Source organism: Streptomyces sp. NPDC048696 (assembly GCF_043198895.1).
Taxonomy (GTDB): Bacteria; Actinomycetota; Actinomycetes; order Streptomycetales; family Streptomycetaceae; genus Streptomyces.
This window is the reverse complement of record NZ_JBICVJ010000017.1, coordinates 82281-108355: the sequence shown is the minus strand read 5'-3', so window position 1 is coordinate 108355 and position 26075 is coordinate 82281. Positions and strand designations below refer to the sequence as shown.

The following is a 26075-nucleotide window of genomic DNA, read 5'->3' as shown; positions in this document are numbered from 1 at the left end:
CGTGTCACGTGCCGCGTCACTTCAAGGTGAGCCTCGGCCGGGGTGCGTCGGTACGCCCCGTCGGCGGCTTGCGGCTGCCCGCGCGGTACGGCTGCGGCCAGGGCGCGCCGGGGCCCGTGTATCCCTGCTCGGCCGCCGCGTGCAGCGTCCAGTTGGGGTCGTAGAGATGGGGGCGGCCCAGGGCGCAGAGGTCGGCGCGGCCCGCGAGCAGCAGGGAGTTCACGTCGTCCCAGGAGGAGATCGCCCCGACCGCGATGACGGGGATCCCCAGCGTGTTGCGGATCCGGTCGGCGTACGGCGTCTGGTACGAGCGGCCGAACTCGGGGCGCTCGTCCGCGACGACCTGGCCGGTCGACACGTCGATCGCGTCGGCGCCGTGCGCGGCGAACGCGCGGGCGATCTCGACGGCCTCCTCGGCGCTGGTGCCGCCCGCCGCCCAGTCGGTGGCGGAGATCCGCACCGTCATGGGCCTGTCGTCGGGCCAGATGCCCCGCAGCGAGTCGAACACCTCCAGCGGAAAACGCAGTCGGCCCGCGAGGGAACCCCCGTATCTGTCCGTGCGTTGGTTGGTGAGAGGGGAGAGAAAGCCCGAGAGCAGATAACCGTGGGCGCAGTGCAGTTCCAGCAGGTCGAAGTCGCAGCGGGCGGCCCGCCAGGCCGCCGCGGCGAACTGCTCGCGGATGTCGGTCAGCCCCGCGCGGTCGAGCGCGTGCGGGACCTGGTTGACACCCGGTCGGTACGGGATCGGCGAGGCGGCGACAACGGACCAGTTGCCGTCGTCCAGCGGCTCGTCGATGCCCTCCCACATCAGCTTGGTCGAGCCCTTGCGCCCGGAGTGGCCGAGCTGGACACCGATGGCCGTCCCCGGGGCCTGTCGGTGGACGAAGTCGGTGACCCGGCGCCAGGCCTTGGCCTGCTCGGGGGTGTAGAGGCCGGTGCAGCCCGGAGTGATCCGGCCCGGCGCGCTCACGCACACCATCTCGGTCATCACCAGGCCCGCGCCTCCCAGGGCCCGGGCGCCGAGGTGGACGAGATGGAAGTCACCGGGGACGCCGTCCACGGCGGAGTACATGTCCATGGCGGAGACGACGACACGGTTGCGCAGCTCAAGTCCGCGCAGCCGGAAGGGGGTGAACATCGGAGGCGTGTCGGGCGGGCAGTCGAAGGCGCGCTCCACCGTGCCGGTGAACGCGGGATCACGCAGCCGCAGATTGTCGTGCGTGACCCGGCGGCTGCGGGTGAGCAGGTTGAACGCGAACTGCCGTGGCGGCTGGTCGAGGTAGAGCCTCAGCTCCTCGAACCAGCGCAGGCTGGCCACGGCCGCGCGCTGGGTCGACTCGACGACGGGCCGGCGCTCGCTCTCGTACGCTGCTAGGGCGGCCGGCAGACTCGGCTGCTCCTCGACGCAGGCGGCCAGCGCCAGGGCGTCCTCGACCGCGAGCTTGGTGCCGGAGCCGATGGAGAAGTGCGCGGTGTGGGCGGCGTCGCCGAGCAGGACGGTGTTGGCGTGCGACCAGTGCTCGTTGACGACCGTGCGGAACGCGGTCCAGGCGGATTTGTTGCCGCGCAGGGACCGGCCGTCCAGGGTGTCCGCGAAGATCTTGGCGCAGCGGTCGGCCGAGGTCTGCTCGTCGAGCTCGGCGAACCCGGCGGCCCGCCACACCTCTTCGCGCATCTCGACGATGACGGTGGAGGCGTCGGCGCTGAACGGGTAGCCGTGCAGTTGCATCACGCCGTGCTCGGTCTCGGCGATCTCGAAGCGGAAGGAGTCGAAAGCGAAGTCGGCGGCGAGCCAGATATAGCGGCAGCGGTGGCCGGTGACGCGCGGCGCGAAATGCGCGGCGTGCGCCTCACGGGTGAGGCTGTGCACTCCGTCGGCGGCGATCACCAGGTCGTACTCGGCGGCGAGTTCGGCGGCGGGCGGGGCCTCGGTCCGGAACCGGAGCTCCACACCGAGCGTGCGGCAGCGCTTGTGCAGGATCTCCAGGAGCCTGCGTCGTCCGAGCGCGGCGAAGCCGTGTCCGCCGGAGGTGAGCGTGCGACCCCGGTGGACGATGTCGATGTCGTCCCACCGTACGAACTCGGCGCGCAGCGCCTCGTACACCACGGGGTCGGCGTGCTCGATCCCGCCGAGGGTCTCGTCGGAGAGGACGACACCGAAGCCGAAGGTGTCGTGCGGGGCGTTGCGCTCCCAGAGGGTGATCTCGCGGTCGGGGTCGAGCCGTTTGAGCAGGGCGGCGGCGTAGAGCCCGCCGGGGCCGCCGCCGACGACGGCGATCCGCAGCGCTCGTGCGGCGGGGTCGGGGCCGTCGTCCCGGCGGCCCGGCACGGTCAGCGCCCCTGCCATTTGGGGGGCCGCTTCTCGGTGAAGGCGGCGTGGAACTCGGCGTAGTCCTGGCCGTTCATCAGCAGGGCCTGGGTGGCGGCGTCGAGTTCGACGGCGGCCGCGAGCGGCATGTCGAGCTCGGCCGTGAGCAGCGCCTTGGTCTGCGCGTAGGCGAGGGCGGGGCCGGCGGCGAGGTGCCGGGCGAGCTCGGCGGCGCGCGCGTCGGCCTGCCCCTCGTCCGTCAACTCGCTGATCAGGCCGATCCGTTCGGCCTCGGGGGCCCGGACCGGTTCGCCGAGCATCAGCAGCCGGGTGGCGTGCCCGAGCCCGACGACGCGCGGCAGCAGATAGGCGGCGCCCATGTCGCCGCCGGACAGGCCCACCTTGGTGAACAGGAACGAGAACCGGGCCGAGGGATCGGCGATGCGGAAGTCGGCGGCGAGCGCCAGGACCGCGCCCGCTCCGGCCGCGACGCCGTGGACCGCCGCGATCACCGGGAAGGGGCATTCGCGGAGGGCCCGGACGACCTGTCCGGTCATCCGGTTGAAGTCGAGCAGCTGGGAGGTGTCCATCGCCAGGGTCGCGCCGATGATCTCGTCGACGTCGCCGCCGGAGCAGAACCCGCGCCCCTCGCCGGCGAGCACCAGGGCCCGCACGGCGCGCTCCCGGGCGAGCTCGGCGAGCAGATCACGCAGGTCCGCATAGGCCCCGAAGGTGAGCGCGTTCAGCTTCTCGGGCCGGGCGAGGGTGACGGTCGCGACCCCGTCCACCACGGTCAGCCGCAGGTGGCGCCAGTCTTCGGTGCGGGGCGCGGAGCTGGGAAACGGGCTCATGGAGTGCGGCCTCCTCAGCAAGCCGACAGATGCCTGCCCCTCGAAGGTATCACCGTTATGTGACTGTCGTCATGAGTACGCGATACGAGGGGTAGAGACCCAGAAGGCACAGCGGCACAGCGGCACAGCGGCACAGAGGGGCGAACGGCCCGCTCCCGATGTGGCGCACGTCCCTTTTTCGGCTGCCGGGGGCCTCTACTCGCCCGCGCACCGCACTTCGTAAAGTTGAACGAAGCACCAGAGCCCGGGCCCGTCCCCATCCACGTCCGGGAATCACCCCATCCGGTCCGAGACGACCCCACGCGACCCGAACGGAAACCTCCGCCTTGCCCGACCCCTCCGGCCCCGCCCGCGAACCGGCCGGCACCCCGACCTCCTGGCGTATCGCGCTCCCCCACACCAACGCCGCCGTGCCGATCGCGCGCGCCCTGATCCGTACCGCGCTCGCGGACATCGAGGCGTCGGCCGACAGCGACACCGCCGAGCTGCTCACCGCCGAACTGGTCGCCAACGCCGTCGAGCACACCGCCGGTGACCAGCCGATCGAGCTGGTCGTGGAGCTGCTGGCGTCGGGCTGCCAGGTCGAGGTGCACGACCGCTCGCCGCTGCCGCCGGGCGATCTCTCCGCGCCGGGGCCGCGGGACGAGCCCGACCCCTGGCAGGAGCACGGACGGGGTCTGCTGCTGATCCGCACGCTGAGCTCGGCGTGCGGTCACCGCCCCACCGCGCACGGCAAGGCGGTCTGGTTCACCCTGCCGACGCGCCCGCCGTTGCCGCCGCGCCGCTGAGGGTCGCACCGGCGAGGGTCGCGACCATCACCGCCTTGATGGTGTGCAGCCGGTTCTCCGCCTCGTCGAAGACGACCGAGTGCGCCGACTCGAAGACCTCGTCGGTGACTTCGAGCTCGGCGAGTCCGTACCGCTCATGGATCTCCTGGGCGACCGCCGTGCCCAGGTCGTGGAACGCGGGCAGACAGTGCAGGAACTTGACGTCCGGGTTGCCGGTGGCCCGCAGGACGTCCATGGTCACGGCGTAGGGCGCGAGCGTCTTGATGCGCTCGGCCCAGACCTCCTTGGGCTCGCCCATCGACACCCAGACGTCGGTGGCGACGAAGTCCGCGCCCGCCACGCCCCGCGCGATGTCCTCGGTGATCGTCAGACGCGCGCCGCTCTGCCCGGCGGCCTGGTGCGCGAGGGCGACCACGTCGTCGGACGGCCAGTACGCCCGGGGCGCCACGATGCGTACGTCCATACCGAGCAGGGCGCCGGTGACCAGGTAGGAGTTGCCCATGTTGTACCGGGCGTCACCCAGATAGGCGAAAGACGTCCGCTCCAGCGGCTTGTCGGTGTGCTCGGTCATGGTGAGGACGTCGGCGAGCATCTGGGTGGGGTGCCAGGCGTCGGTGAGCCCGTTGTAGACCGGCACACCCGCGTGCGCGGCCAGCGTTTCCGCCGTCTTCTGGGCGTCACCGCGGAACTGGATCGCATCGAACATCCGGCCCAGCACGCGCGCGGTGTCCCGCGCCGACTCCTTCTTCCCGATGTGCGAGCCCGCCGGGTCGATATACGTCGTGGAAGCGCCCTGGTCGGCGGCCGCCACCTCGAAGGAACACCTGGTCCGGGTCGACGGCTTCTCGAAGATCAGCGCGATGTTCCGGCCACGCAGCCGCTGGACCTCGGTCCCCGCCTTCTTGGCGGCCTTGAGCTCGGCGGCCAGCTCCACCAGAGCGCGGAACTCCTCGGCGGTGAAGTCCAGCTCCTTGAGGAAGTGGCGGCCTGCGAGATCTGTCGCCATGGTGGCTGCTCCTGGGTGACGGATACGGGGAGGCTGGAAGTATATACGATTGAACGCATCTCTATACGTCGCAGCTGTTCACGGCTATACGGCATCGCGCTCCACCGGGCAGCTCATACAACGCGGCCCGCCGCGCCCGCGCCCGAGCTCGCTGCCGGGAATCTCGATCACCTCGATGCCCTGCTTGCGCAGATGCGTGTTGGTGGTGACATTGCGCTCGTAGGCCACGACCACGCCCGGCTCGACCGCCAGCACATTGCAGCCGTCGTCCCACTGCTCGCGCTCCGCCGAATGCACGTCCTGCGTGGCCATCAAGACCCGGATCCCGTCCAGGCCCAGCGCGGCCGCGATGGCACGGTGCATGTGCTCCGGCGGATGGTCGGTCACCTTGAGCTCCTGCTCCCCGGCGCCCGGCTCGATCGTGTACGAGCGGAGCATGCCGAGCCCGGCGTACTGAGTGAAGGTTTCTCCGTCCACCATCGTCATCACCGTATCGAGGTGCATGAACGCCCGCCGCTTGGGCATGTCGAGCGCCACGATGCACTGCGCCGAACCGGCCGCGAACAGCCCGCGCGCCAGCATCTCCACGGCCTGCGGCGTGGTCCGCTCGCTCATCCCGATGAGCACCGCGCCATTGCCGATCACCAGGACGTCACCGCCCTCGATCGTCGACGGATAGTCGCTCTGCCCCTTCGACCAGGTGTGGAAGGAGCCCGCCTCCGGACCCGTGAAGAGAGGATGGTGGCGGTAGATCGCCTCGAAGTGCACGGTCTCGCGCTGCCGCGCGGGCCAGCGCATCGCGTTGATGGAGACGCCGTCGTAGATCCAGGCCGAGGTGTCCCGGGTGAAGAGGTGGTTGGGCAGCGGGCCGAGCAGGAAGTCGTCCAGCTCCAGCGCGTGGAAGCGGACCGAGACCGGCTCCGCGTGCCGCTCCAGGAACTCGCGCTTGGTCATCCCGCCGACCAGCGCCTCGGCGAGATCGGCGGCGGACAGATCGTCGAAGGCCGCCCGCAGATGCCCGGTCGCCAGCGGGCCGTACTCCTTCTCGTCGAAGACCCGGTCCAGTACGAGCCGTCTCGCCTGCGGGATCGCCAGCGACTCGCGCAGCAGATCGCCGAAGAGATGCACCTGGACCCCGCGGTCGCGCAACACATCGGCGAAGCCGTCGTGCTCCTGACGTGCCCGGCGCACCCAGAGCACATCGTCGAAGAGGAGAGCGTCCTTGTTGCTCGGCGTGAGCCGCTTCAGCTCCAGATCCGGCCGGTGCAGGATGACGCGGCGCAGCCGCCCGGTCTCGGAGTCGACATGGAATCCCATGCCCCCATCCTGTCCCGCCCAAAGCCCCCGCACCCGACGAACGCAGACGCCGGGGCGAGCGGGGCCGAGGCGAGCGGGGCCGAGGCGAGCGGGGCCCGGACGAGCATCGACAGCAGGCGGTCCCACCGAGGCCGACGGCCCGGACCGGACCGTGCCGAACCGGACCATGCCGTGCCGGGGCAGGCCGGGCCGGGGCAGGCCGGGCTGGGGCAGGCCACACCGGCCCGGCGCGGCCGGAAGGGCGAAGCCGCGCGGGCGAGCCATGGGCGCGGCGGGGCCGGGCAGGCCGGACCCGCTGGCCCGTAAGGCGGAGCCGCACCGATCCGCCCCCCGGCCGCGTCAGAGGCGGGGGTCCACCGGTTCCGACTCCAGGGCCAGGACCGCGAAGACCGCCTCATGGACGCGCCACAGCGGCTCGCCCGACGCCAGTCGCTCCAGCGCCTCCAGACCCAGCGCGTACTCACGCAGCGCGAGCGAGCGCTTGTGGCCCAGCGAACGGTGCCGCAGCCGGTCGAGGTTGTCGGGCCGCACGTACTCCGGACCGTAGATGATCCGCAGGTACTCCCGGCCGCGCACCTTGATACCGGGCTGTGCCAGACGCCCCTTGCCGTCCCGGGCGAGCGCCTGGAGCGGCTTGACGACCATCCCCTCGCCGCCCGCGCCGGTCAGCTCCAGCCACCAGTTCACACCCGCCCGCACCGACTCCTCGTCGCCGGTGTCCACGACGAGGCGCCGGGTGACCTGGAGCAGCCCGGTCGGGTCGTGCTCGACCAGGCGGTCCAGCCACGCCAGTTGCTCGTCGTGGGGCACCCCGGCCAGGCTGCGCCCCTGGGCGGCGAGGATCTGGAACGGTGCGAGCCGCACCCCGTCCAGACCGTCCGTCGTCCAGCAGTACCGCCGGTACGCCTCGGTGAACGCGGCCGCGTCATCGGCCCGTTCCCGCTGGCGCGCCAGCAGCCCGGCCACGTCGACCCCGCGCTCCCCGGCCGCCTCCAGGGCCCGCAGCGCGTCCGGGAAGACCGCCCCGGACGCGGCACCCACCGCCGCGTACTGCGAACGCAACAGGCCGGAGGCCTTCAGGGACCACGGCATCAGCTCGGCGTCGAACAGCAGCCAGTCCGTGCCGAGCTCGTCCCACAGCCCCGCGGCGGACACAGCCGTCCGCAGCCGCTCCAGCACCGCCTCGGTGACCGCCGCGTCGTCGAAGAACGGGCGTCCGGTACGGGTGTGCAGCGCCCCGGTGGGCCCGTCCACTCCGAACCGCTCGCGCGCCACCTCCGCGTCCCGGCACACCAGCGCCACCGCCCGCGAGCCCATGTGCTTCTCCTCGCACACGACCCGCGCGACACCGTCCGCCCGGTACTGCGCGAACGCCTCCGCCGGATGCTCCAGGTAGCCCTCCTCTCGGGAAGTCGCCGTCGGCGCCATCGTCGGCGGCAGATACGCGAGCAGTCTGGGGTCGACCGCGAACCGGCTCATGACTTCGAGCGCGGCCGCCGCGTTCTCCTCGCGCACCGCCACATTGCCCAGCTCCCGCGTCTCCACGACGCGACGGCCGTGCACATCGGCCAGGTCGAGCGGTCGGCCGTCATGGCCACCGGGCGCCTCGGTGGCCAGCGGACGGACCGGCTCGTACCAGACCTTCTCCGCGGGCACGTCGACGAGCTCGCGCTCCGGCCAGCGCAGCGCCGTCATCTTTCCGCCGAACACCGCACCCGTGTCCAGGCAGATGGTGTTGTTGATCCACGATGTGTTCGGCACCGGCGTGTGCCCGTAGACGACTGCCGCGCGGCCGCGGTAGTCCTCGGCCCACGGGTAGCGCACGGGCAGGCCGAACTCGTCGGTCTCGCCGGTCGTCTCTCCGTACAGCGCGTGCGAGCGGACACGCCCCGACGTACGCCCGTGGTACTTCTCGGGCAGACCCGCGTGACAGACGACCAGCTTGCCGCCGTCGAGCACATAGTGGCTGACGAGCCCGTCGATGAACTCCTTCACCTGTTCCTTGAATCCATCGTCCTCCTTCTCCAACTGCTCGATGGTTTCCGCCAGTCCATGGGTGCGCTGGACCTTCTTGCCACCCAGATAACGTCCGAGCTTGTTCTCATGGTTCCCGGGCACGCACAGAGCGTTACCGTCGGCCACCATTTTCATCACGCGCCGCAACACACCCGGGCTGTCCGGGCCGCGGTCGACCAGGTCGCCGACGAAGACCGCTGTACGGCCCTCGGGGTGGACGCCATCCACGTAACCCAGCTTGGTGAGCAGGCTGTCCAGCTCGGAGCGGCAGCCGTGGATGTCACCGATGATGTCGAAGGGGCCGGTGAGGTGTGCGAGGTCGTTGAAGCGTCGCTCGATCACGATCTCGGCGCGGTCCACCTCCGCCTCGGTGCGCAGGACGTGCACCTTGCGGAACCCCTCGCGCTCCAGGCCGCGCAGCGAACGCCGCAGCTCACGGCGGTGGCGTGCGATGACCTGACGGGGCATGCCGGCTCGGTCGGGACGGGCCGCGTTGCGTGCGGCGCACACCTCCTCGGGCAGATCGAGGACGATCGCGATCGGCAGCACATCATGCTCCCGGGCCAGCCGGACCAGCTGTCTGCGGCTCTCCACCTGCACACTCGTGGCGTCGACAACGGTCAGCCGCCCGGCCGCCAGCCGCTTACCGGCGATGTAGTGGAGCACGTCGAACGCGTCGCCGCTCGCGCTCTGGTCGTTCTCGTCGTCGGCCACGAGCCCCCGGCAGAAGTCGGACGAGAGGACCTCGGTCGGCTTGAAGTGCCGTCGGGCGAAAGTGGACTTACCCGATCCGGTGGCACCGATGAGCACGACGAGGGACAGGTCGGGGACGGCGAGCGTGCGCTTCGCGGGCGCGGTCTCTTCCGTACCGGTGGTGGCACTGGTGCTGGCGGTGGTACTGGTGCGTGCGCTGGTACCCGTACGGGCATCCGCGCTGTTGTCTGCGCTGTTGCTGGACTCGGCACTCATGCGGCGTTCGCCTCCTTCACGGTCGTCTCGGCCTCGGTGGGCGTCAGGGTCTCGGCGGGTGTCCCGCTGTCGGTGGATGTCTGGTTCTCCGTGTGCGCCGGGCCCTGGTTGCGCGTCGCGGCCCGGCGGGGCGGCTCGTCGCTCTTGATCACCTTGAATACGGCCATCTGCGTCGGCGGCCCCACCTCGGGATCGTCCGGCCCGACAGGCGCGAACTCGACGTCGTATCCGTGCCGTTCGGCAACCGCACCCGCCCAGTCGCGGAACTCCGCGCGAGTCCACTCGAACCGGTGATCACCATGGCGCACATGCCCGGCCGGAAGGGTCTCCCAGCGCACGTTGTACTCCACGTTCGGCGTCGTCACGATCGCCGTCCGCGGGCGTGCCGCGCCGAACACCGCGTACTCCAGGGCGGGCAGCCGGGGCAGATCGAGGTGTTCGATCACCTCGCTGAGCACCGCCGCGTCGTACCCCTTGAGCCGCTTGTCCGTGTACGCGAGCGAGCCCTGTGTCAGCGTGATGCGGTCGGCCTGCCGCTCGCCCATTCGCTCCAGCCTGAGCCGGCGCGCGGCGATCGTGAGCGCGCGCACCGAGACATCCACGCCCACGATCTCGGTGAACCGGACGTCCTTGAGGAGTTCCTGTATCAACTGACCCTGACCGCAGCCGAGGTCGAGCACACGGCTCGCCCCGGCCGCCGTGAGCGCCGCCATGATCGCCTCACGGCGACGCACGGCGAGCGGCACAGGCTTGTCCTCGGTGTCGGTCGTCTCGTCGACGGCGTTGTCGATGGCCTCGACCGCGATATCGTCGGCCTCGGCGAGTCGGACCAGCTCAAGCCGCTCCATCGCCTGCCGGGTGAGCCCCCAGCGCCGGGACAGATAGCGGCTGGTGATCAGCTTCTGCTCGGGGTGGTCGGCCAGCCAGCCGTCACCGGCGCGCAGCAGCTTGTCCACCTCGTCGGGCGGGACCCAGTAGTGCTTGGCGTCGTCGAGCACCGGCAGCAGCACATACAGCTGACGCAACGCGTCCGCGAGCCGCAGCTCCCCTTCCAGTACGAGCCGTACGTAACGCGACTCGCCCCACTGCGGGAACCTCTCGTCCAGCGCCAACGGCTGCGCCGACACCGAGGCCCAGCCCAGCGGCTCGAACAGCTTGCATACGAGGTCGGCGCCGCCGCGCGCGGGCAGCGCGGGCACCTCGATCCGCAGCGGCAGCGGCGCCTCGGCCCGTTCCGGCAGCGCGTTGCACACACCGCGCAACGCGCTCTTGAAGACGGTGCTCAGCGCGACGGACATCAGCGAAGAGGCCGCGTACGGACGGTCGTTGACGTACTGAGCCAGCGCGGAATCGGGCGCGCCGCCGCGCCCCTTGCCCTTGCCCCGCCGCACCAGCGCGACCGGATCCACCTCCAGGAGCAGCGCGGCCGTGCAGCGCTCGGCGCTCGCCTCGGGGTAGAGGACGTGCGCGATGCCATGGGAGGTGGAGAACGCCTGCGCCTTCCCGGGGTGCTTGTGCAGCAGGAAACCGAGGTCGGTGGCAGGGCGCTCAGGGGTACCGGTCGTGGTGATTGTCAGGAACACGCATCGAGTATCACCTGGTTCGCCCGGCTTCTACCAGGCATTTTCACCCAGGTCGGCCATCCCGGCACCCCTTGGTCGCATGCCGACGCCGCCCCGCCCCCGGCCTCACACCCCCTTCGCCACGCAGTCGGCCAGCTGTGCGATCTCCTGCGGACCCACCCGGCAGCAGCCGCCCACCAGACGGGCACCGGCGGCGCGCCAGGCCTCGACGCGAGACGGGTCGAAGGTGCTTCCGCCCCGCCAGGAATGGGCCTGTGCGTCCCAGCGCTCCCCGCTGTTGGGATAGACGACGACCGGCTTCCCGGTCACCGAGGCCGCCAACTCCACCGCCCGGTCCGCGTCGGCGGGAGTGCAGCAGTTCACGCCGACCGCGATCACCTGGTCGAGCGCCGCCGCCAGCTCGAACGCCCGGTCCAGCGCCTGGCCCGCCCGGGTGCGCAACCCCTCGACGCCGTACGAGAGCCACACCGGCACCCCGCATCCCTCGACCGCCCGCAGCAACGCCTCGGCCTCATCGGCGTCGGGCACCGTCTCCAGGGCGAGCACATCCGGCCTGGCCTCGGCCAGCGCCTCCACGCGGGGGCGGTGGAAACGCTCCAGCTCCCGCACCGTCAGCCCGTACCGGCCCCGGTACTCGCTGCCGTCGGCCAGCATGGCGCCGTAGGGGCCGATGGAGGCGGCGACCCAGACTTCGCGTTCGGGGGGCTCCCCCTCCCCTCCCCCCACCCCCTCCACCCCTGCCCCTGCCCCTGCCCCCGCCCTTCTCGCCAGCTCCACACTCCGGGCAAGGAGTGTCGTCGCCTCCTCGTGGGACACGCCTCGGTGGGCGAAGCCCTCGTAGGTGGCCTGGTAGCTGGAGGTGATCAGTACCTGTGCGCCCGCCCGTACGTACGCCCGGTGCGCGGCCTCGATCTCGCTCGGGTCGTCGGCGAGCAGCCGGGCCGACCACAGAGGATCAGACAAGTCACAGCCCTGGGCCTCCAGTTGGTTGGAGAGACCGCCGTCCAGGACCACGGTCCGTTCGGCGAGCGCGGCCGCGAGCGGACGGGCGGGACGCACGGTCACGGCCGGTTCAGCTGGGACTGGACCTGTGAGGCGATCAGTTCCAGGTGATCGAGGTCCTTCAGGTCGAGGACCTGGAGGTAGATCCGGGACGAGCCGACCGCCTCGTACGTACCGATCTTCTCCACCACTTCGGCGGGCGAGCCTGCCAGTCCGTTCGCCTTGAGTTCTTCCACTTCCCTTCCGATGGCGGCCGCGCGGCGCGCGACCTCCGCGTCGTTCTTCCCCACGCAGACGACCAACGCGTTGGAGTACACGAGGTCGTCCGGACTGCGTCCGACGCTCTCGGCCGCAGCGCGCACCCGCCCGAACTGGCGCTCGCTGTCGGCGAGTGAGGCGAACGGGATGTTGTACTCGTCCGCGTACCGTGCGGCCAGCCGCGGGGTGCGGGTCGCGCCGTGGCCGCCGATGAGGACCGGCACCTTGGCCTGGACGGGCTTGGGGAGCGCGGGCGAGTCCGTGAGCTGGTAGTACGTACCTTCGTGGCTGTAGGTCTTGCCGGTCTCGGTCGCCCAGAGTCCGGTGATGATCTCCAGCTGTTCCTCAAGGCGGGCGGACTTCTCCTTGGGGAAGGGGATCCCGTACGCCTTGTGCTCCTGCTCGAACCAGCCTGCTCCCAGGCCGAGTTCGATGCGGCCGCCGGACATCTGGTCGACCTGGGCGACCTGGATGGCCAGCACGCCGGGGAGCCGGAAGGTGCCGGCGGTCATCAGGGTGCCGAGGCGGATGCGCCGGGTCTCGCGGGCGAGGCCGGCCAGGGTGATCCAGGCGTCGGTGGGGCCCGGGAGGCCGTCGGACGAGCCCATCCGCAAGTAGTGGTCGGAGCGGAAGAAGGCGTCGAAGCCGAGATCTTCGGTGGCTCGGGCGACGCTGAGGAGGGTGTCGTAGTCGGCCCCCTGCTGGGGCTCCGTGAAGATGCGAAGATCCATGGATCCATCCTGCACCTTCGAACTGCCGTCAACCCTGCCCTTGCAGCGTGCCGTATGGCTGCCCGGTCGGGTGAATATGCGTCAACCTGGCGGGCGGCACACGTCCTGACCAGTGACTGTCGCGCTGAGTGGTCGTTTGCTGTGGCGGAGCCGGACCGCCCGGCCCGCGTGCCGGCGGCCGTTGCCGGTGCGTCTGCCGATCCGCCGTCCCGCAGCAGCGCGGGAGGGCTTGGGCCGAGGAGGCCGCCATGTCCCAGGAAGCCGTGCCCGAACAGGCCGCGCCGCAACAGCCGGCCGCGCAGTCCGTTCCCGAGCAGCAAGGTGCGCCGAAGGGGCTGCTGCAGCAGATGGAGGAACTGATGGCGGCGCTGACCGCCGATCTCTCGCAGCTGGACGCGGATCTGCAGTCCTCCGCCGACCGGACGCCGCCGGGCGGGGACGGCGAGGCACTCAGCGGGGGCCGCGCCTCGGGCAGCTGAGTCTGCCGCGCCCGCATCCCGGGGCACATCCCGCCCCGTATTCCGTTCTCGTCTCTTGTTCGCGCCCCATCCGTTCATGACGGCCTCGCCGTCGAGTCGCGCAGGACACCGGGCCGTCTCTCCTGCTCCCGTACGGTGAGCCGGCGGAGCATTCCGCGGACCCGGTCGCTCGACTCGTCGGCGGCGTCTATGGCTTCGATGCACTGCCAGTAGAGCCCTTCCTCGTCGGTGGCGCAGGCCACGCCGACCAGGGCCATCCCGACGTCTCCGAGCAGTCCGCCGAGCCCGGTCAGGGCCTGTCTGGCATCACTGACTTCGGAGAGCTGGGCCGCGCGGATGCCGCCGATGCGCAGCGCTGGGTGGTCGAGCGCTCCGCAGCCGCGTCCGCCGGTCTCGCTGAGGCCGAGGGCCTCGCCCCTGAGCTCCGGCGGGCCGGTGGCCGCCAGATGGCTGCCGATGGCCTGGGCGAGGGCTTGCGCCTGCCAGGCCTCGGCGACGATTTCGAGCACCGCGGTGCTTTGCGCGAGCGCTGACCTGCTGACCCCGATGAGCCGTACCGCGTCCATGAGCCGCCCCCGTTCATACGACGATCCGCTTCCCCGTTCACTACCTAGAGTGAGCTTTTGCGGCCCGGAAAGCCAGGGTAATTGGGAAATCTGTGGACAGGCAGGGGGTTTTGAATAACTCGCTCACTCCGAAGAGTGACCGTTTGGGCTTTCTTCGGGATTCTGTACAGGAGTTGTGCTGGTCGGGTGCGCGAGGGGCGGGGCGGTGGGGAGGGGGAAGCGGAGCTCATTGCGGTCGATCTTGGCGGAGAGCGCGGCGAGCGGGTCGATGCCGAGGACTTCGCAGAACTGGAGGAGATAGGCGAGGACATCGGCGACCTCGTCCCGCACGCGGTGGGCCGTGTCCGGGTCCTCCATGACGTGGTCCGACTGATCAGGAGTCAGCCACTGGAAGATCTCCAGGAGTTCGGAGGCCTCGACGCTGAGGGCGGAGACGAGGTTCTTGGGGGTGTGGTAGGGCTGCCAGTGGCGCGCGGCCGCGAAGTCGGCCAGCCTGCGCTGCAGTCCCGCTACGTCCGGTGGGGTCACGGCTCCAGGTCTACCACTGACACCCCGGCCACCCCACGCGCACATCCGGCGTCCGCCACGGCCCCGAGGAGGCGGATGTGGCCGCGTCGGCACATCTCGACGGCCAGCGCCACGAGTTCACCGGCCTGGCGCCGGTCGAGGCCGCGGTCGAAGCCGTCGGCGAGCACGGTGAGGGTCTGCATGGCGGACGGGACCTCGGCGACGGTGTCCATGGCGAGGACGCCGGGGCCGGTGAGCAGCACCAGGGCGAGCGCGAGGTAGCGCAGTTCGCCCTCGCCGAGGCGGTCGACGGGGGTCGGTGTCCGCTCGCCCCGGCCCACCTCGGCTCGTAACGTGCCGTCGGCGAGCGCGTGGCCGACGAGGGCGGTGACGGGGCCGGCGCAGCCCGCGCGGGCCGCCGTGACCAGGCGGGCGTGGCGGATGGCGCACTCGTCGGCGGTGCGCATCAGGACTTCGGCGAGGTTGTCGCAGCCGCGCCGCAGCCGCCCCTGGCCCGGCACCACGGGTTCGCGCATCCGCTGCGGCTGGGGGTCGCAGGCGAACACCGAGCGCAGCGCCACCACGACCTGCTCGGCGGCGGCGAGCACCCGCCGCTGCCCTTCGGTCTTTCCGGCGACCCGCAGCGGCAGCAGGGCTGTACCGAGCCGGTCGTCGGGGAGCGGGGCGCGGGTGACGGGCACCGCGCCCGCGGTGTGCCAGGCGGCCTGTACGGTCGAGCGCCCGGGGTCGCGCAGGGCCGTGGACAGGAGGGTCCGTCCGTCACTGGTCAAACGTTCGCCGACGACGCGGAGTTCCGGCTCGGCCTGAACGGCGAGGTCGAGCCGGACGGGACCGGCGGGGCCGTCGACGGTGCAGCCGATACGGAACCCGCGCCGGCCCTGGGCGTCGGCCTCGGCGCGCTCGGGCACGCATCCCTCGGGATCGCTGAAGACCGAGGCCAGTGAGGAGCCGGAGCCGAGCCGGGCCAGCGCCTCGTACGCCTGGAGGACGCTGGACTTGCCGCTGCCGCTCGGTCCCGCCAGGAAGGTCAGCGGGCCGAGCGGGAAGGACGCGCCCCGGTGCGACTTGAAGGCGGAGAGCCGCAGTTCGGTGACGGTGGGCCGGTCGCAGGTTCCGTTCATGGAACGGAACCGTACGAGCACAAAAAACGACGAACCGTTACGCCGCGATCATCTTCCTACGAATGAGGGACGACGGCCTCCGCGATGCCCTCCACCTCCGTGCCGACCGGGGCCAGCAGGAAGACGTTGCGGTCGACCCGGTGCATTCCGCTGCCTATGCCGAAGACGACTCCGCTGCTGAAGTCGAGGATCCGCTTGGCCACTTCGGTGTCGGCGCCGGTCAGATCGAGCAGGACCGGGGTCTGCGCCATCATGTACTCGGCGACCTCGCGCGCGTCCGCGAAGACCTGTACGCGCAGGACGACGAAGCGCCGCTGCTCGACGGCCGCGTACTCGTTGGGGATGGTTCGGTGGTCGACCCGCGACGGCCACTCGTTGCGGCTGCGCAGCGGAACGACCTGGGCGAGCCCCTCCCACTGTTCATCGGTGACGTCGTACCTGCTCACCGGACCACCTCGCCCATGTGCTGTATCTGCATCCGGCCATGATGACGCCGCTCACCCGTTCAGCCCAACTCCGACACGGCTCTGAGCTGTGAAGTTGTCCGGACCGAGGCGTACTAGCGTACGACGGTGGCCGCCACCGCGTCCGCGACCAGGACGAAGAAGCGGGCGTGGGCACGGGCGCTGCACGGTGTCTCGGGGTTCCACGGCAGCACCTGCGACCGGTCCTCGATCGACCGCCAGTGCGCATCGGCGCGCAGCTCCTCGATCGGAGTGGCGTTCACCCGTATGTCCGAAAGGATGATTTCGGCGGGCAGTGCCGCTGCCTCGGCCCAGGTGAGGGTGGCCCAGCTCGCCCCGGTGCCGGCGGGTGGCTCGACGAGATGGACGCCGTGTTCCGCCAGTGCGCGCAGTTCGGGCCAGGCGCCCGGGCGGGCCACATGGACCTGGTCGGTTCCGGCAGGCGACAGGGCGAGCACCCGGGGCCGCCCGGTCGTGTCCGCCGACGCGGACGCGCGCGTAGCGGCCGTCACCGTGCGCAGCCGCCGTCGCGCCGCGTCCAGGAGACGGGCGCCCTCTTCGTGGTGGTCGCCGCCGAGCGAGCGGGCCAGTTCGGTGAAGCGGTCCCTGATCCCGGCCAGGTCGCGCGAGTGCCCGACGTCGATCACGACGACCGGAACGTGCTCCTCAAGGTGCTTGGCGGTCTCAGGGGCGAGCCCGTAGACCTGGCCGCCGCCGTAGCTGACGGCGACCACGAGGTCGGGCCTGCCCTGGAGCAGGGTGTCCAGGTCCAGGGCGTGGCCCGCGCCCAGGTAGCGGATGCTGTCCAGGGGCAGCCCGCCCGCCTTGGCCCGGTCGGGCTCGGCGCCGTCGTGGAAGGAGCCGAAGGCCGCTTGTACGCCCACCCCGTTGTCCCACAGCGTGGCCGCGGCCTGGATGTAGGCGGTCACCCGGGCGGGCGTCCGCCCCGCCGTCGCCCGCTGTCCACGGTCGTCCGAGAACTGCCAGACCGGCTTTTCCATGAGGTCACCCGCTCCTGTACGTGTGCTGCGCGTCGGCGCCAGGTCACGCCGTACGCCCGAGTCGTCCCGCCCCGCCAGGATCCGTACCCGGGTACCTGCCCGGCCAGGCGGCGCGTCACCCCTGTCCGCGCGCTCCGGGCGTCCGCGCCCCGGCGGGTGGAAGCGCTCGACGCGCGGGCCGCGGCACTGCTGGCTAGCGTGGCAGGCCGGACCGACTGTCACACAGGAGAGAGCACTGTCATGGCCGCAGAACCCGAGGGCACTCCGTGTTGGGCCGATGCGATGTTCAGCGATGTCGAGAAGGCGAAGAGCTTCTACAGCGACGTGCTGGGCTGGACGTTCGGCGAGGCCAACTCCGAGTACGGCAACTACACACAGGCGTACGCGAACGGCAAGGCGGTGGCCGCCATCGTGCCGCCGATGCCCGGGCAGGAGGGGCAGTCGGCGTGGTGCCTGTACCTCGCGTCGCCCGATGTCGCCGCGACCGCGAAGAAGATCACGGACAACGGCGGCGAGGTCCTGATGCAGCCGATGCAGGTCGGCGACTTCGGCTCGATGGCCATCGCACGCGAGCCCAGCGGCGCGGTCTTCGGCGTCTGGCAGGCGGGCAGCCACGAGGGCTTCGAGGCCAAGGGGGTGCCCGGCGCGTACTGCTGGGCGGAGTTCTTCACCCGTGATCCGGCGAAGCTGGACAGCTTCCTGCCCTCCGTCTTCCCGTACAGCGCCAAGCAGATGCAGGACGACGCGGCTGACTTCCGGGTCTTCAGTGTGGGCGGCGACATGGTCATGGGGCGGATGAAGATGACCGACGACTTCCCGCCCGAGGTTCCGCCGTACGTCAATGTGTACTTCGCCGTCGACAACTGCGACACGGCCGTAGAAAAGGCGACGAAGCAGGGCGGCATCCTGCGGTTCGGGCCGATGGACACGCCGTTCGGCCGGTTCGCGGCGCTCACCGACTCCCAGGGCGCGGCCTTCTCGGTGATCGACATGTCGACGACGCAGGGCGACATGCCGCAGATGACCGACGTGTAGCGGGACGCACGCAGTACCGGGGAGGGCCTTCACGCGCGCGTGAAGGCCCTCCCCGGCCGTTTCACCGCCCTGCCATCTCCGTCCTCCCCGGCCGTTTCACCGCCCTGCCGTCCCCGCCGTCACCGGCCGGTTCACCTGCCCGCTGTCTCCGCCCTCACGGTGCGGGCCGCCGCGACCAGGTTCTCCAGGGACCGCCGGGTCTCGGCCCAGCCACGGGTCTTGAGCCCGCAGTCCGGGTTGACCCAGAGCCGGTCGGCCGGGACGGCCTCAAGTCCCCTGCGCAGCAGGGCGGCCGCCTCCTCGGCGCTCGGTACGCGCGGCGAGTGGATGTCGTAGACACCGGGGCCCACCTCGCGCGGGTAGCCGGCGGCAGCGAGCTCGTCGGCCACGCGCATATGGGAGCGCGCCGCCTCCAGGCTGATGACATCCGCGTCGAGGTCGTCGATGGCGCGCAGGATGTCGCCGAACTCGGCGTAGCACATGTGCGTGTGGATCTGGGTCTCCGGACGTACGCCCGCGGTGGTCAGGCGGAACGATTCGGTCGCCCACGCGAGGTAGGCCGCGTGGTCGGCGGCGCGCAGGGGCAGTGTCTCGCGCAGGGCGGGCTCGTCGACCTGGATGACCGAAGTCCCCGAGCGCTCAAGGTCGTTCACCTCGTCGCGCAGGGCGAGCGCGACTTGGCGGGCGGTGTCGGCGAGCGGCTGGTCGTCGCGGACGAACGACCAGGCCAGCATGGTGACCGGCCCGGTCAGCATGCCCTTGACCGGCCGACTGGTGAGCGACTGGGCGTACCCGGTCCAGCGCACGGTCATCGGATGCGGCCGGGAGATGTCGCCGGCCAGGACCGGCGGGCGCACATAGCGCGTGCCGTACGACTGGACCCAGCCGTGCTGGGTGGCGAGGTAGCCGGTCAGCTGCTCGGCGAAGTACTGCACCATGTCGTTGCGTTCGGCCTCGCCGTGGACCAGGACGTCCAGGCCCGCCTTCTCCTGGAAGGCGACGACCTCGCGGATCTCGGCCCTGATCCGCTCCTCGTAGCCCTCGGAGTCGATGCGTCCGGCCCGCAGATCGGCGCGCGCGGTGCGGACCTCGGCCGTCTGCGGGAACGAGCCGATGGTGGTCGTGGGCAGCACGGGCAGGCCGAGACGGGCGCGCTGGGCCGAGGTCCGCTGCCCGTACGGCTGGGAGCGGCGGGCGTCCGCCTCGGTCACAGCGGCGCTACGCACGCGTACCGCCGGGTCGCGGGTGAGGGCGGAACCGGCGCGCGAGGCCAGGTCGGCCCGGTTGGCGGCGAGTTCGGCGGCGATGGTGTGGGGGCCGTGGGCGAGCCCCCGGGCGAGCGTGGCGATCTCGGCCGTCTTCTGGCGGGCGAACGCCAGCCAGCGGGCGATCTGCGGGTCGATGTCGCGTTCCGCCGTCGCGTCGAGCGGGACGTGCAGCAGCGAGCAGGAGGCCGCGACGTCGACGCGGTCGGCAAGGCCCAGGAGTGTGCCGAGGGTGGCCAGCGACTTCTCGTAGTCGTTGATCCAGATGTTGCGGCCGTTCACCACGCCCGCGACCAGGCGCTTGCCCGGCAGACCGCCCACGGCCGCGAGGCTGTCGAGGTTGGCGGCGGCCGCTCCCGTGAAGTCCAGGCCGAGGCCGTCCACGGGCGCCTTGGCGAGGACGGGCAGGGCGTCGCCGAGCCGGTCGAAGTAGGACGCGACGAGGAGCTTGGGGCGGTCGGTGAGGCTCCCGAGCACCTCGTACGCGCGCGTGGCGGCTGCCAGTTCGGCGGGTGTGCGGTCCTGGACGAGGGCGGGCTCGTCGAGCTGGACCCACTCGGCGCCCGCCGCCCGCAGATCGGCGAGCACTTCGGCGTAGACGGGCACCAGCCGCTCCAGCAGGGTCAGCGGCTCGAAGTCCGCGGCGACCGAGGGGGCGGGCTTGGCGAGCAGGAGGTAGGTGACCGGCCCGACGAGGACGGGCCGGGCGGCGAGGCCCAGTACGAGCGCCTCGGTGAGCTCGGCGACCTGCTTGGCGGAGTCGGCGCCGAAGACGGTGTCGGGGCCGAGTTCGGGCACCAGGTAGTGGTAGTTCGTGTCGAACCACTTGGTCATCTCCAGCGGTGCCACGTCCTGGGTGCCGCGCGCCATGGCGAAGTAGCCGGCCAGCGCGTCGGCCTCGACGGCGGCGCGGTGGCGGGCGGGGATCGCGCCGACCATCACGCTGGTGTCGAGGACATGGTCGTAGTACGAGAAGTCTCCGCTGGGGACCTCGTGGATGCCGCTGTCGGCGAGCTGGAGCCAGGTGGCGCGGCGCAGCTCGCGAGCCGTGCCGCCCAGCTCCTCGGCGCTGACGCGGCCCTTCCAGTAGCCCTCGACGGCCTTCTTCAGTTCCCGGTGGTGGCCCTGGCGCGGGTAGCCGTACACGGTGGCGCGTGCCGCCGCGGCTGCGGACTCGGTGGTCACGGATCTCTCCTTCGCGAGAATGTCCCGGAACGACCCCGGCACGGGTCGCGGACGCGAAGGGATGACGGACAAGGCGCCACGCGCGCGAAGTGCCGCGCCGATACGCCCGCCGTGCACGCCGACCCGCCCACGAGGTCACCGGGATCTCCGCGCGCAGGTCCGCGCGCGGGCAGCGGGCAGGTCTTCGGACTCGCGGGCGCGCACGCCGGTCTCCCGGCGGACTCCTAGTGGCCGTCGCTTCCCGGACCCGGTCGGGCCCAGTGCGTATGACGGCGGTCGTTCCCGCTCACCGCTGCGGGGCAGTCCCGGATTCCCACCGGGTTCCCTCTTGCGACGCGCCTGCCTGGCGGACAGGGGCGAACCAGCTGCGTGAGCCACCCTACAGAGTGGGTCGGACCACCCGCTCGGGTAATAAAACGGGCCGCCCGCGGCCGATTTCGGCCCCCCTTTGTCGTCTCTCCGACGGCCCGTCCTCGCGCGCGTTGCCGCAGTCGAACACTCATGCTCACACCCTCGGGTCGCGGTTAGTGTGGCCGGTGTAACCACGCACGATCTGCGCGCGTGACATCGACGTAACGGGCATTTCGTACGGTCGGAACACAAGGATCCGGCCGGGACGAGAGGGGACACCCGTTGACCGCACAGGACTCGCGGACCGGCACCGAGCAGGTCCGCACGGTCTGCTCGTACTGCGGTGTGGGCTGCGGGCTGGTCCTCGACATCGGTGCGGGCCCCGACGGACGGCGCACCGTGCTCAAGGCGTCCGGCGACAAGAACCACCCCGCCAATTCCGGCCGACTGTGCACCAAGGGCGCGACCACCGCCGACATGCTGGCCGCGCCCGGGCGGCTCACCACCGCGCTCGTGCGCGGCGAGCGCGGGGACGGGCCCGTTCCCGCCCCGGTGGACGGGGCGATCACCGCCACGGCGCACCGGCTGCGGGCCATCGTCGACGCGCACGGGCCGGACGCCGTCGCGCTGTACGTCTCCGGCCAGCTCAGCCTGGAGGCGCAGTACCTGGCGAACAAGCTGGCCAAGGGATTCATCGGGACCAACCAGATCGAGTCCAACTCCCGGCTGTGCATGGCCAGCGCGGGCAGCGGCTACAAGCTGTCGCTCGGCGCGGACGGCCCGCCCGGCTCGTACGAGGACTTCGACAGGGCGGACGTCTTCCTGGTCATCGGCTCCAACATGGCCGACTGCCACCCGATCCTCTTCCTGCGGATGATGGAACGGGTCAAGGCGGGGGCGAAGCTGATCGTCGTCGACCCCCGGCGGACCGCGACCGCCGCCAAGGCCGACCTGTTCCTCCAGATCGAGCCAGGAGCCGACCTCGCGCTGCTCAACGGGCTGCTGCACCTCCTCCACGAGAACGGGGACACCGACCCCTCCTTCATCGCCGAGCACACCGAGGGCTGGGAGGCGATGGAGGGGTTCCTGGCCGACTACGCCCCCGGCGCGGTCAGCGAGATCACCGGGATCCCCGAGGAAGACATCCGTACGGCGGCGCGCTGGATCGGGGCGGCCGGGGAGTGGATGAGCTGCTGGACGATGGGGCTCAACCAGTCCACGCACGGCACCTGGAACACCAACGCGCTGGTCAATCTGCATCTGGCGACCGGGGCGATCTGCCGCCCGGGCAGCGGGCCGTTCTCGCTCACCGGCCAGCCGAACGCGATGGGCGGCCGCGAGATGGGCTACATGGGCCCCGGGCTGCCCGGACAGCGCTCGGTCCTCGTGGACGCGGACCGGGCGTTCACCGAGGAGCTGTGGGAGCTGCCCGCGGGCACCCTGCGCACCGACGGGGCGGGGCTCGGCACGATCGAGATGTTCCGGCGGATGGCCGAGGGGGACATCAAGGCGTGCTGGATCATCTGCACCAACCCGGTCGCCTCGGTCGCCAACCGCCGTACCGTCATCGAGGGCCTGGAGGCGGCCGAATTCGTCGTCGCCCAGGACGCGTTCGCCGAGACCGAGACCACCGCGTACGCCGATGTGGTGCTGCCCGCCGCGCTGTGGACCGAGGCCGAGGGCGTGCTGGTCAACAGTGAGCGCAACCTGACGCTGGCCCGCCGCGCCGTCGACCCGCCCGGCGAGGCGCTGCCGGACTGGCAGATCATCGCCCGGGTGGCCCGCGCGATGGGGTACGAGGAGGCGTTCGCCTACGCCGACGCCGAGGAGATCTTCGAGGAGATCAAGCGCGCCCACAACCCCGTGACCGGCTACGACCTGCGCGGGATCAGCTACGAGCGGCTGCGGTCCACACCCGTCCAATGGCCTGCCGCGAACGCCGGGGAACCGGACCGCAATCCCATCCGTTATGTGGACGGGAAGGGCGGCGGCCCGGAGTTTCCGACCGCGAGCGGGCGGGCGGTGTTCCACGCACGGCCGCACGTCCCGGCCGCCGAAATGCCGGACGACGCCTTTCCGTTCGTACTCAACACCGGGCGCCTGCCGCACCAGTGGCACACGCTCACCAAGACCGGAAAGGTGAACAAGCTCAACAGGCTCAACCCGGCGCCGTTCGTCGAGATGCATCCGCAGGATGCCGAGGCGCTGGGCATCGCCGACGGAGACTCGGTGGAGGTCGCCTCGCGGCGCGGGCGGGCCGTGCTGCCCGCGGTGCTGACCGACCGGGTGCGGCCGGGGTGCTGCTTCGCGCCGTTCCACTGGAGCGACCTGTTCGGTGAGTATCTGAGCGTCAACGCGGTGACCAGTGACGCGGTCGACCCGGTCTCGCTCCAGCCCGGGTTCAAGATGTGCGCCGTGTCGCTGGTCAAGGTGGCGACGCCGACGGGACCCGTGGCGACGGCGACGGGTGCGGGCGCAGGTGCGAACACCGGCACGGCCGCCGGCGCGAACATCGGTGCGGCCACCGGTGCGGGCGCAGGCACAGACGCAGGCACAGGCACGAGTGCGGGCATGGGCACGAGTGCGGACACGACAGGTGCGTCGGCACACCCGACTCCCCACACATTGGAGGCAATTGACACGAATCCGCCGAGCGGAGCAGGCAGCCCCGCTGCCGTGTTCGGGCTCGACGTCCAACCGCCGGTCCTCGCCGAGCACGAACGCCGATACCTGGCCGGATTTCTCGCCGGGCTGGAATCGGGGGCGCCCGGGGTTCCCGTACTGCCACCGGGAGCGCCGTTCTCCGAGGAGCACGCGCTGTGGGTGAACGGCGTGCTGGCCGGGATGTACTCGCGGGCTTCACGAACCGCCGTGGAGCCGCAGGAGGTGCCCGCCGAGCCCTCGGGCCGTGACGTGGTCGTCCTGTGGGCCTCGCAGACCGGCAACGCCGAGCAGGTCGCGGCCGTCACCGCCGAACGGCTCACCGCCGCCGGGCACCGGACCGCGCTGCTCGCCATGGACGACACCGCCCCGGGCGCGCTGTCCCCGGACGCCGATCTGCTGCTGGTCACCAGCACCACCGGTGACGGCGACGCGCCCGACAACGGCACCGGGTTCTGGGAGGCCCTGGCCGGGGCGGGCGCCCCGCGCCTGGACGGGCGGCGCTATGCCGTGCTGGCCTTCGGCGACTCGTCGTACGACGAGTTCTGCGGGCACGGGCGGCGGCTCGACCGGCGGCTGGACGAGTTGGGCGCGGTGCGGCTGCTCGCGCGCACGGACTGCGAACCGGACTTCGAGGAGCGGGCGCGGGGGTGGCTGGACGAGGTGCTGACGGTGCTCGACGCACCCGCGCCCGGGTCCGGCTCCGCGCCCGGGTCCGGGACGCCCGGCGCACCGGGGGCACCGGGGATGCCTGGCGCGTCCAGCCCGTCCAACTCGTCCGGCGCGCCCGGGATGACGGGCACGGCCGGCACGGCGGGCACGGCGGGCGCCGATGCTGGGCCGCATGCGGCGTCCGTCGCGCGTCCGGCCGGGGCCTCGCTCTCCCTGTCGAGTTCGCGGGCCGCCGCCGTCAGTGCCAAGCTCACCGGGAACTCGCTGCTGAGTCTGCCGGGCGCGGGCAAGGAGGTGCGTCGGTTCACGTTCGACACCCGTGAGAGCGACACTCCGCTCACGTACGCCGCCGGGGACGCGCTCGGCGTGCACCCCGTCAACTCCCCCGCGCTCGTGGCTGAATGGCTCGCGGTGACGGGGATCGACGCCGGGGCGCCGGTCGAGATCAGTGGGCTCGGCGGGGGCGGTGGGGCGGGCGAGGGCGGCCCGGTCGCGTTCGGTACCGCGCTGCGCGAGCATCTGGACATCACCACGGTCAGCCACGACCTGCTGAAGTTCCTCGCCGAGCGCACGCACGACCGTGACCTGCGGCAGTTGCTGCGGCCCGACAACAAGTGGCAGCTGACGCGCTGGTCGTGGGGGCGGCAGGCCATCGACGCGATCGCCGAGTACGGGGTGCGGGCGAGTGCGCAGGAGTGGGCGGGTGTGCTCAAACGCCTGCGCCCCAGGCTGTATTCGATATCGTCCAGCCCGCTGGCCGACCCGTACGAGGTGTCGTTGACGGTGTCGGTCGTCCGGTACGAGAACCGGCTCGGGCGCCCGCGCCAGGGGGTGTGCTCGGCCCTGCTCGCGGACGCGCCGCCGGACACGCCGATGCCGGTGTACGTGCAGCGCACCCGGCACTTCCGGCCGCCCTCGGACCCCGCGACGCCGATGGTGATGGTCGGCCCGGGCACCGGCGTCGCCCCGTTCCGGGGCTTCCTCTACGAGCGCCGGGCGCTCGGCCACACCGCCCCGAACTGGCTGTTCTTCGGGGAGCAGCACCGCGCGAGCGACTTCTACTACGAGGACGAGCTCGCCAAGCTCAGCGCCGAGGGCACGCTCACCCGGCTGGACACCGCGTTCTCGCGTGACCAGCGGGCCAAGGTGTACGTCCAGGACCGTATGCGCGAGCACGGCCCGATGCTCTGGTCCTGGCTCCAGGACGGCGCGCACTTCTACGTGTGCGGCGACGCCTCCCGGATGGCCAAGGACGTCGACAGGGCGCTGCGCGACGTAGCGACAGCGCACGGCGGGCTCGACGAGGAGTCGGCGACGGCGTACGTGAAGCAGCTGAGGGCCGAGAAGCGCTACGTACGGGACGTCTACTGACCCGCCGCCCTCCGCTCTGCGCCCGCCACTGACCCGCCCTCCACAGCAGCAGCCGGGAACGGGCCGAGCCAGATGCGGGTGATCGCGCTGACATAGCGCGCCCCGCACCGGTCCGACGGCACCACCAACTGGCTTCCCTCGGCGTCCAGTTCGCGCCCGTCCATGCGCGTGGCCAGCAGGACCGGCCGGTCGCCGAAGTCGGCGTCGATCTCCGCCCAGGCCAGGACGGTGTGATGGCCGTCGCCGCCGTCGACCGTCAGCAGGAAGCGCGCGCGGTCCTTGCGGCGCCGGATGTCGAACCCCGGCCCGGCGTCGCCCACCACCTCGCGCAGCAGCGGCCCCTCGAACGAATGGCGCTGCGGGCCGCTGGTCGCGCAGTCGAAGACGACGTCGGCCCGGTGCGCCGCCCAGCCGCCGCGCAGATCCGCGACGGTGAGCGCGGCGGGGCGGGCCACGTCCCCGCACAGCGCGAAGGTCCTCGGCACGGACCTCGCCGACGACTCCGGCAGGAGACTCGACTGCGAGCCGAGATCCCGTATCTGCCTCG

At 71.6% G+C, this 26075-nt stretch carries 19 protein-coding genes and 1 riboswitch; of the genes, 4 read left to right on the top strand and 15 right to left on the bottom strand.

Going from position 1 to position 26075, the window contains the following annotated elements:
- Positions 1-16: 16 nt before the first annotated feature.
- Positions 17-2347 (bottom strand): bifunctional salicylyl-CoA 5-hydroxylase/oxidoreductase, encoded by a 2331-nt coding sequence (locus ACGFRG_RS30055; protein WP_393268935.1) that lies wholly within the window; start codon positions 2345-2347, stop codon positions 17-19.
- A complete protein-coding gene (locus ACGFRG_RS30050) occupies positions 2332-3159 on the bottom strand; it encodes an enoyl-CoA hydratase family protein (RefSeq protein WP_361426289.1) in 828 nt (275 codons plus the stop codon). The genes ACGFRG_RS30055 and ACGFRG_RS30050 overlap by 16 nt, the downstream gene beginning before the upstream one ends.
- Before the next feature lie 326 nt (positions 3160-3485).
- Here ACGFRG_RS30050 and ACGFRG_RS30045 point away from each other — a divergent pair, with 326 nt between their 5' ends.
- Positions 3486-3947 (top strand): ATP-binding protein, encoded by a 462-nt coding sequence (locus tag ACGFRG_RS30045; RefSeq protein WP_361426286.1) that lies wholly within the window; start codon positions 3486-3488, stop codon positions 3945-3947.
- Here ACGFRG_RS30045 and argF read toward each other — a convergent pair.
- From argF to ACGFRG_RS30015, 6 genes are all read right to left on the bottom strand, one after another.
- Positions 3907-4953, bottom strand: coding sequence for an ornithine carbamoyltransferase (argF, locus tag ACGFRG_RS30040; protein ID WP_361426283.1), 1047 nt, complete (start codon positions 4951-4953; stop codon positions 3907-3909). The two genes, ACGFRG_RS30045 and argF, sit on opposite strands and share 41 nt — an antisense overlap.
- A gap of 84 nt (positions 4954-5037) precedes the next feature.
- A complete protein-coding gene (locus tag ACGFRG_RS30035; RefSeq protein ID WP_361426280.1) occupies positions 5038-6270 on the bottom strand; it encodes an arginine deiminase in 1233 nt (410 codons plus the stop codon).
- 339 nt (positions 6271-6609) lie between these two features.
- On the bottom strand, positions 6610-9255 hold the full coding sequence (locus tag ACGFRG_RS30030; protein ID WP_393268929.1) for a polynucleotide kinase-phosphatase: 2646 nt from the start codon (positions 9253-9255) through the stop codon (positions 6610-6612).
- Positions 9252-10838 (bottom strand): 3' terminal RNA ribose 2'-O-methyltransferase Hen1, encoded by a 1587-nt coding sequence (locus tag ACGFRG_RS30025; protein ID WP_393268927.1) that lies wholly within the window; start codon positions 10836-10838, stop codon positions 9252-9254. Before ACGFRG_RS30025 ends, ACGFRG_RS30030 begins: the two co-directional genes overlap by 4 nt.
- A 105-nt stretch (positions 10839-10943) precedes the next feature.
- Positions 10944-11897, bottom strand: coding sequence for a homocysteine S-methyltransferase (gene mmuM, locus ACGFRG_RS30020; protein ID WP_393269005.1), 954 nt, complete (start codon positions 11895-11897; stop codon positions 10944-10946).
- Between the two features lie 2 nt (positions 11898-11899).
- The gene (locus ACGFRG_RS30015; RefSeq protein ID WP_393268924.1) at positions 11900-12829 is read right to left on the bottom strand and encodes an LLM class F420-dependent oxidoreductase; all 930 of its coding nucleotides are present in this window, start codon (positions 12827-12829) and stop codon (positions 11900-11902) included.
- A 248-nt stretch (positions 12830-13077) separates the two neighbouring features.
- On the opposite strand from ACGFRG_RS30015, the gene ACGFRG_RS30010 reads away from it, so the two are divergent.
- Positions 13078-13308 carry a hypothetical protein gene (locus ACGFRG_RS30010; RefSeq protein WP_393268921.1) on the top strand — a complete coding sequence of 77 codons (231 nt, stop codon included), beginning with the start codon at positions 13078-13080 and terminating at the stop codon, positions 13306-13308.
- 74 nt (positions 13309-13382) lie between these two features.
- On the opposite strand, the gene ACGFRG_RS30005 is transcribed toward ACGFRG_RS30010, so the two are convergent.
- From ACGFRG_RS30005 to ACGFRG_RS29985, 5 genes are all read right to left on the bottom strand, one after another.
- Positions 13383-13874 carry a DUF6099 family protein gene (locus tag ACGFRG_RS30005; RefSeq protein ID WP_361426265.1) on the bottom strand — a complete coding sequence of 164 codons (492 nt, stop codon included), beginning with the start codon at positions 13872-13874 and terminating at the stop codon, positions 13383-13385.
- A 123-nt stretch (positions 13875-13997) separates the two neighbouring features.
- Positions 13998-14447: a nucleotide pyrophosphohydrolase gene (locus tag ACGFRG_RS30000; protein WP_393268918.1), complete on the bottom strand. Its 450-nt coding sequence runs from the start codon at positions 14445-14447 to the stop codon at positions 13998-14000.
- Positions 14399-15523 carry an AAA family ATPase gene (locus tag ACGFRG_RS29995; protein ID WP_393268915.1) on the bottom strand — a complete coding sequence of 375 codons (1125 nt, stop codon included), beginning with the start codon at positions 15521-15523 and terminating at the stop codon, positions 14399-14401. Before ACGFRG_RS29995 ends, ACGFRG_RS30000 begins: the two co-directional genes overlap by 49 nt.
- A gap of 56 nt (positions 15524-15579) precedes the next feature.
- The gene (locus ACGFRG_RS29990) at positions 15580-15969 is read right to left on the bottom strand and encodes a cell division protein SepF (RefSeq protein WP_361426257.1); all 390 of its coding nucleotides are present in this window, start codon (positions 15967-15969) and stop codon (positions 15580-15582) included.
- A 113-nt stretch (positions 15970-16082) separates the two neighbouring features.
- Positions 16083-16988, bottom strand: a complete 906-nt coding sequence (locus ACGFRG_RS29985) for an ABC transporter substrate-binding protein (protein ID WP_393268911.1) — start codon at positions 16986-16988, stop codon at positions 16083-16085.
- A gap of 240 nt (positions 16989-17228) precedes the next feature.
- On the opposite strand from ACGFRG_RS29985, the gene ACGFRG_RS29980 reads away from it, so the two are divergent.
- Positions 17229-18023, top strand: coding sequence for a VOC family protein (locus tag ACGFRG_RS29980; RefSeq protein WP_393268909.1), 795 nt, complete (start codon positions 17229-17231; stop codon positions 18021-18023).
- 131 nt (positions 18024-18154) lie between these two features.
- On the opposite strand, the gene metE is transcribed toward ACGFRG_RS29980, so the two are convergent.
- Positions 18155-20473, bottom strand: a complete 2319-nt coding sequence (gene metE / locus ACGFRG_RS29975) for a 5-methyltetrahydropteroyltriglutamate--homocysteine S-methyltransferase (protein ID WP_393268906.1) — start codon at positions 20471-20473, stop codon at positions 18155-18157.
- 178 nt (positions 20474-20651) lie between these two features.
- Positions 20652-20803: riboswitch (cobalamin riboswitch) on the bottom strand.
- A 303-nt stretch (positions 20804-21106) separates the two neighbouring features.
- Here metE and ACGFRG_RS29970 point away from each other — a divergent pair.
- Positions 21107-25528 (top strand): molybdopterin-dependent oxidoreductase, encoded by a 4422-nt coding sequence (locus ACGFRG_RS29970; protein WP_393268903.1) that lies wholly within the window; start codon positions 21107-21109, stop codon positions 25526-25528.
- Here the strand turns inward: ACGFRG_RS29970 and ACGFRG_RS29965 are convergent.
- On the bottom strand, positions 25522-26013 hold the full coding sequence (locus ACGFRG_RS29965; RefSeq protein WP_361426243.1) for a molybdopterin-dependent oxidoreductase: 492 nt from the start codon (positions 26011-26013) through the stop codon (positions 25522-25524). The two genes, ACGFRG_RS29970 and ACGFRG_RS29965, sit on opposite strands and share 7 nt — an antisense overlap.
- Positions 26014-26075 lie beyond the last annotated feature (62 nt).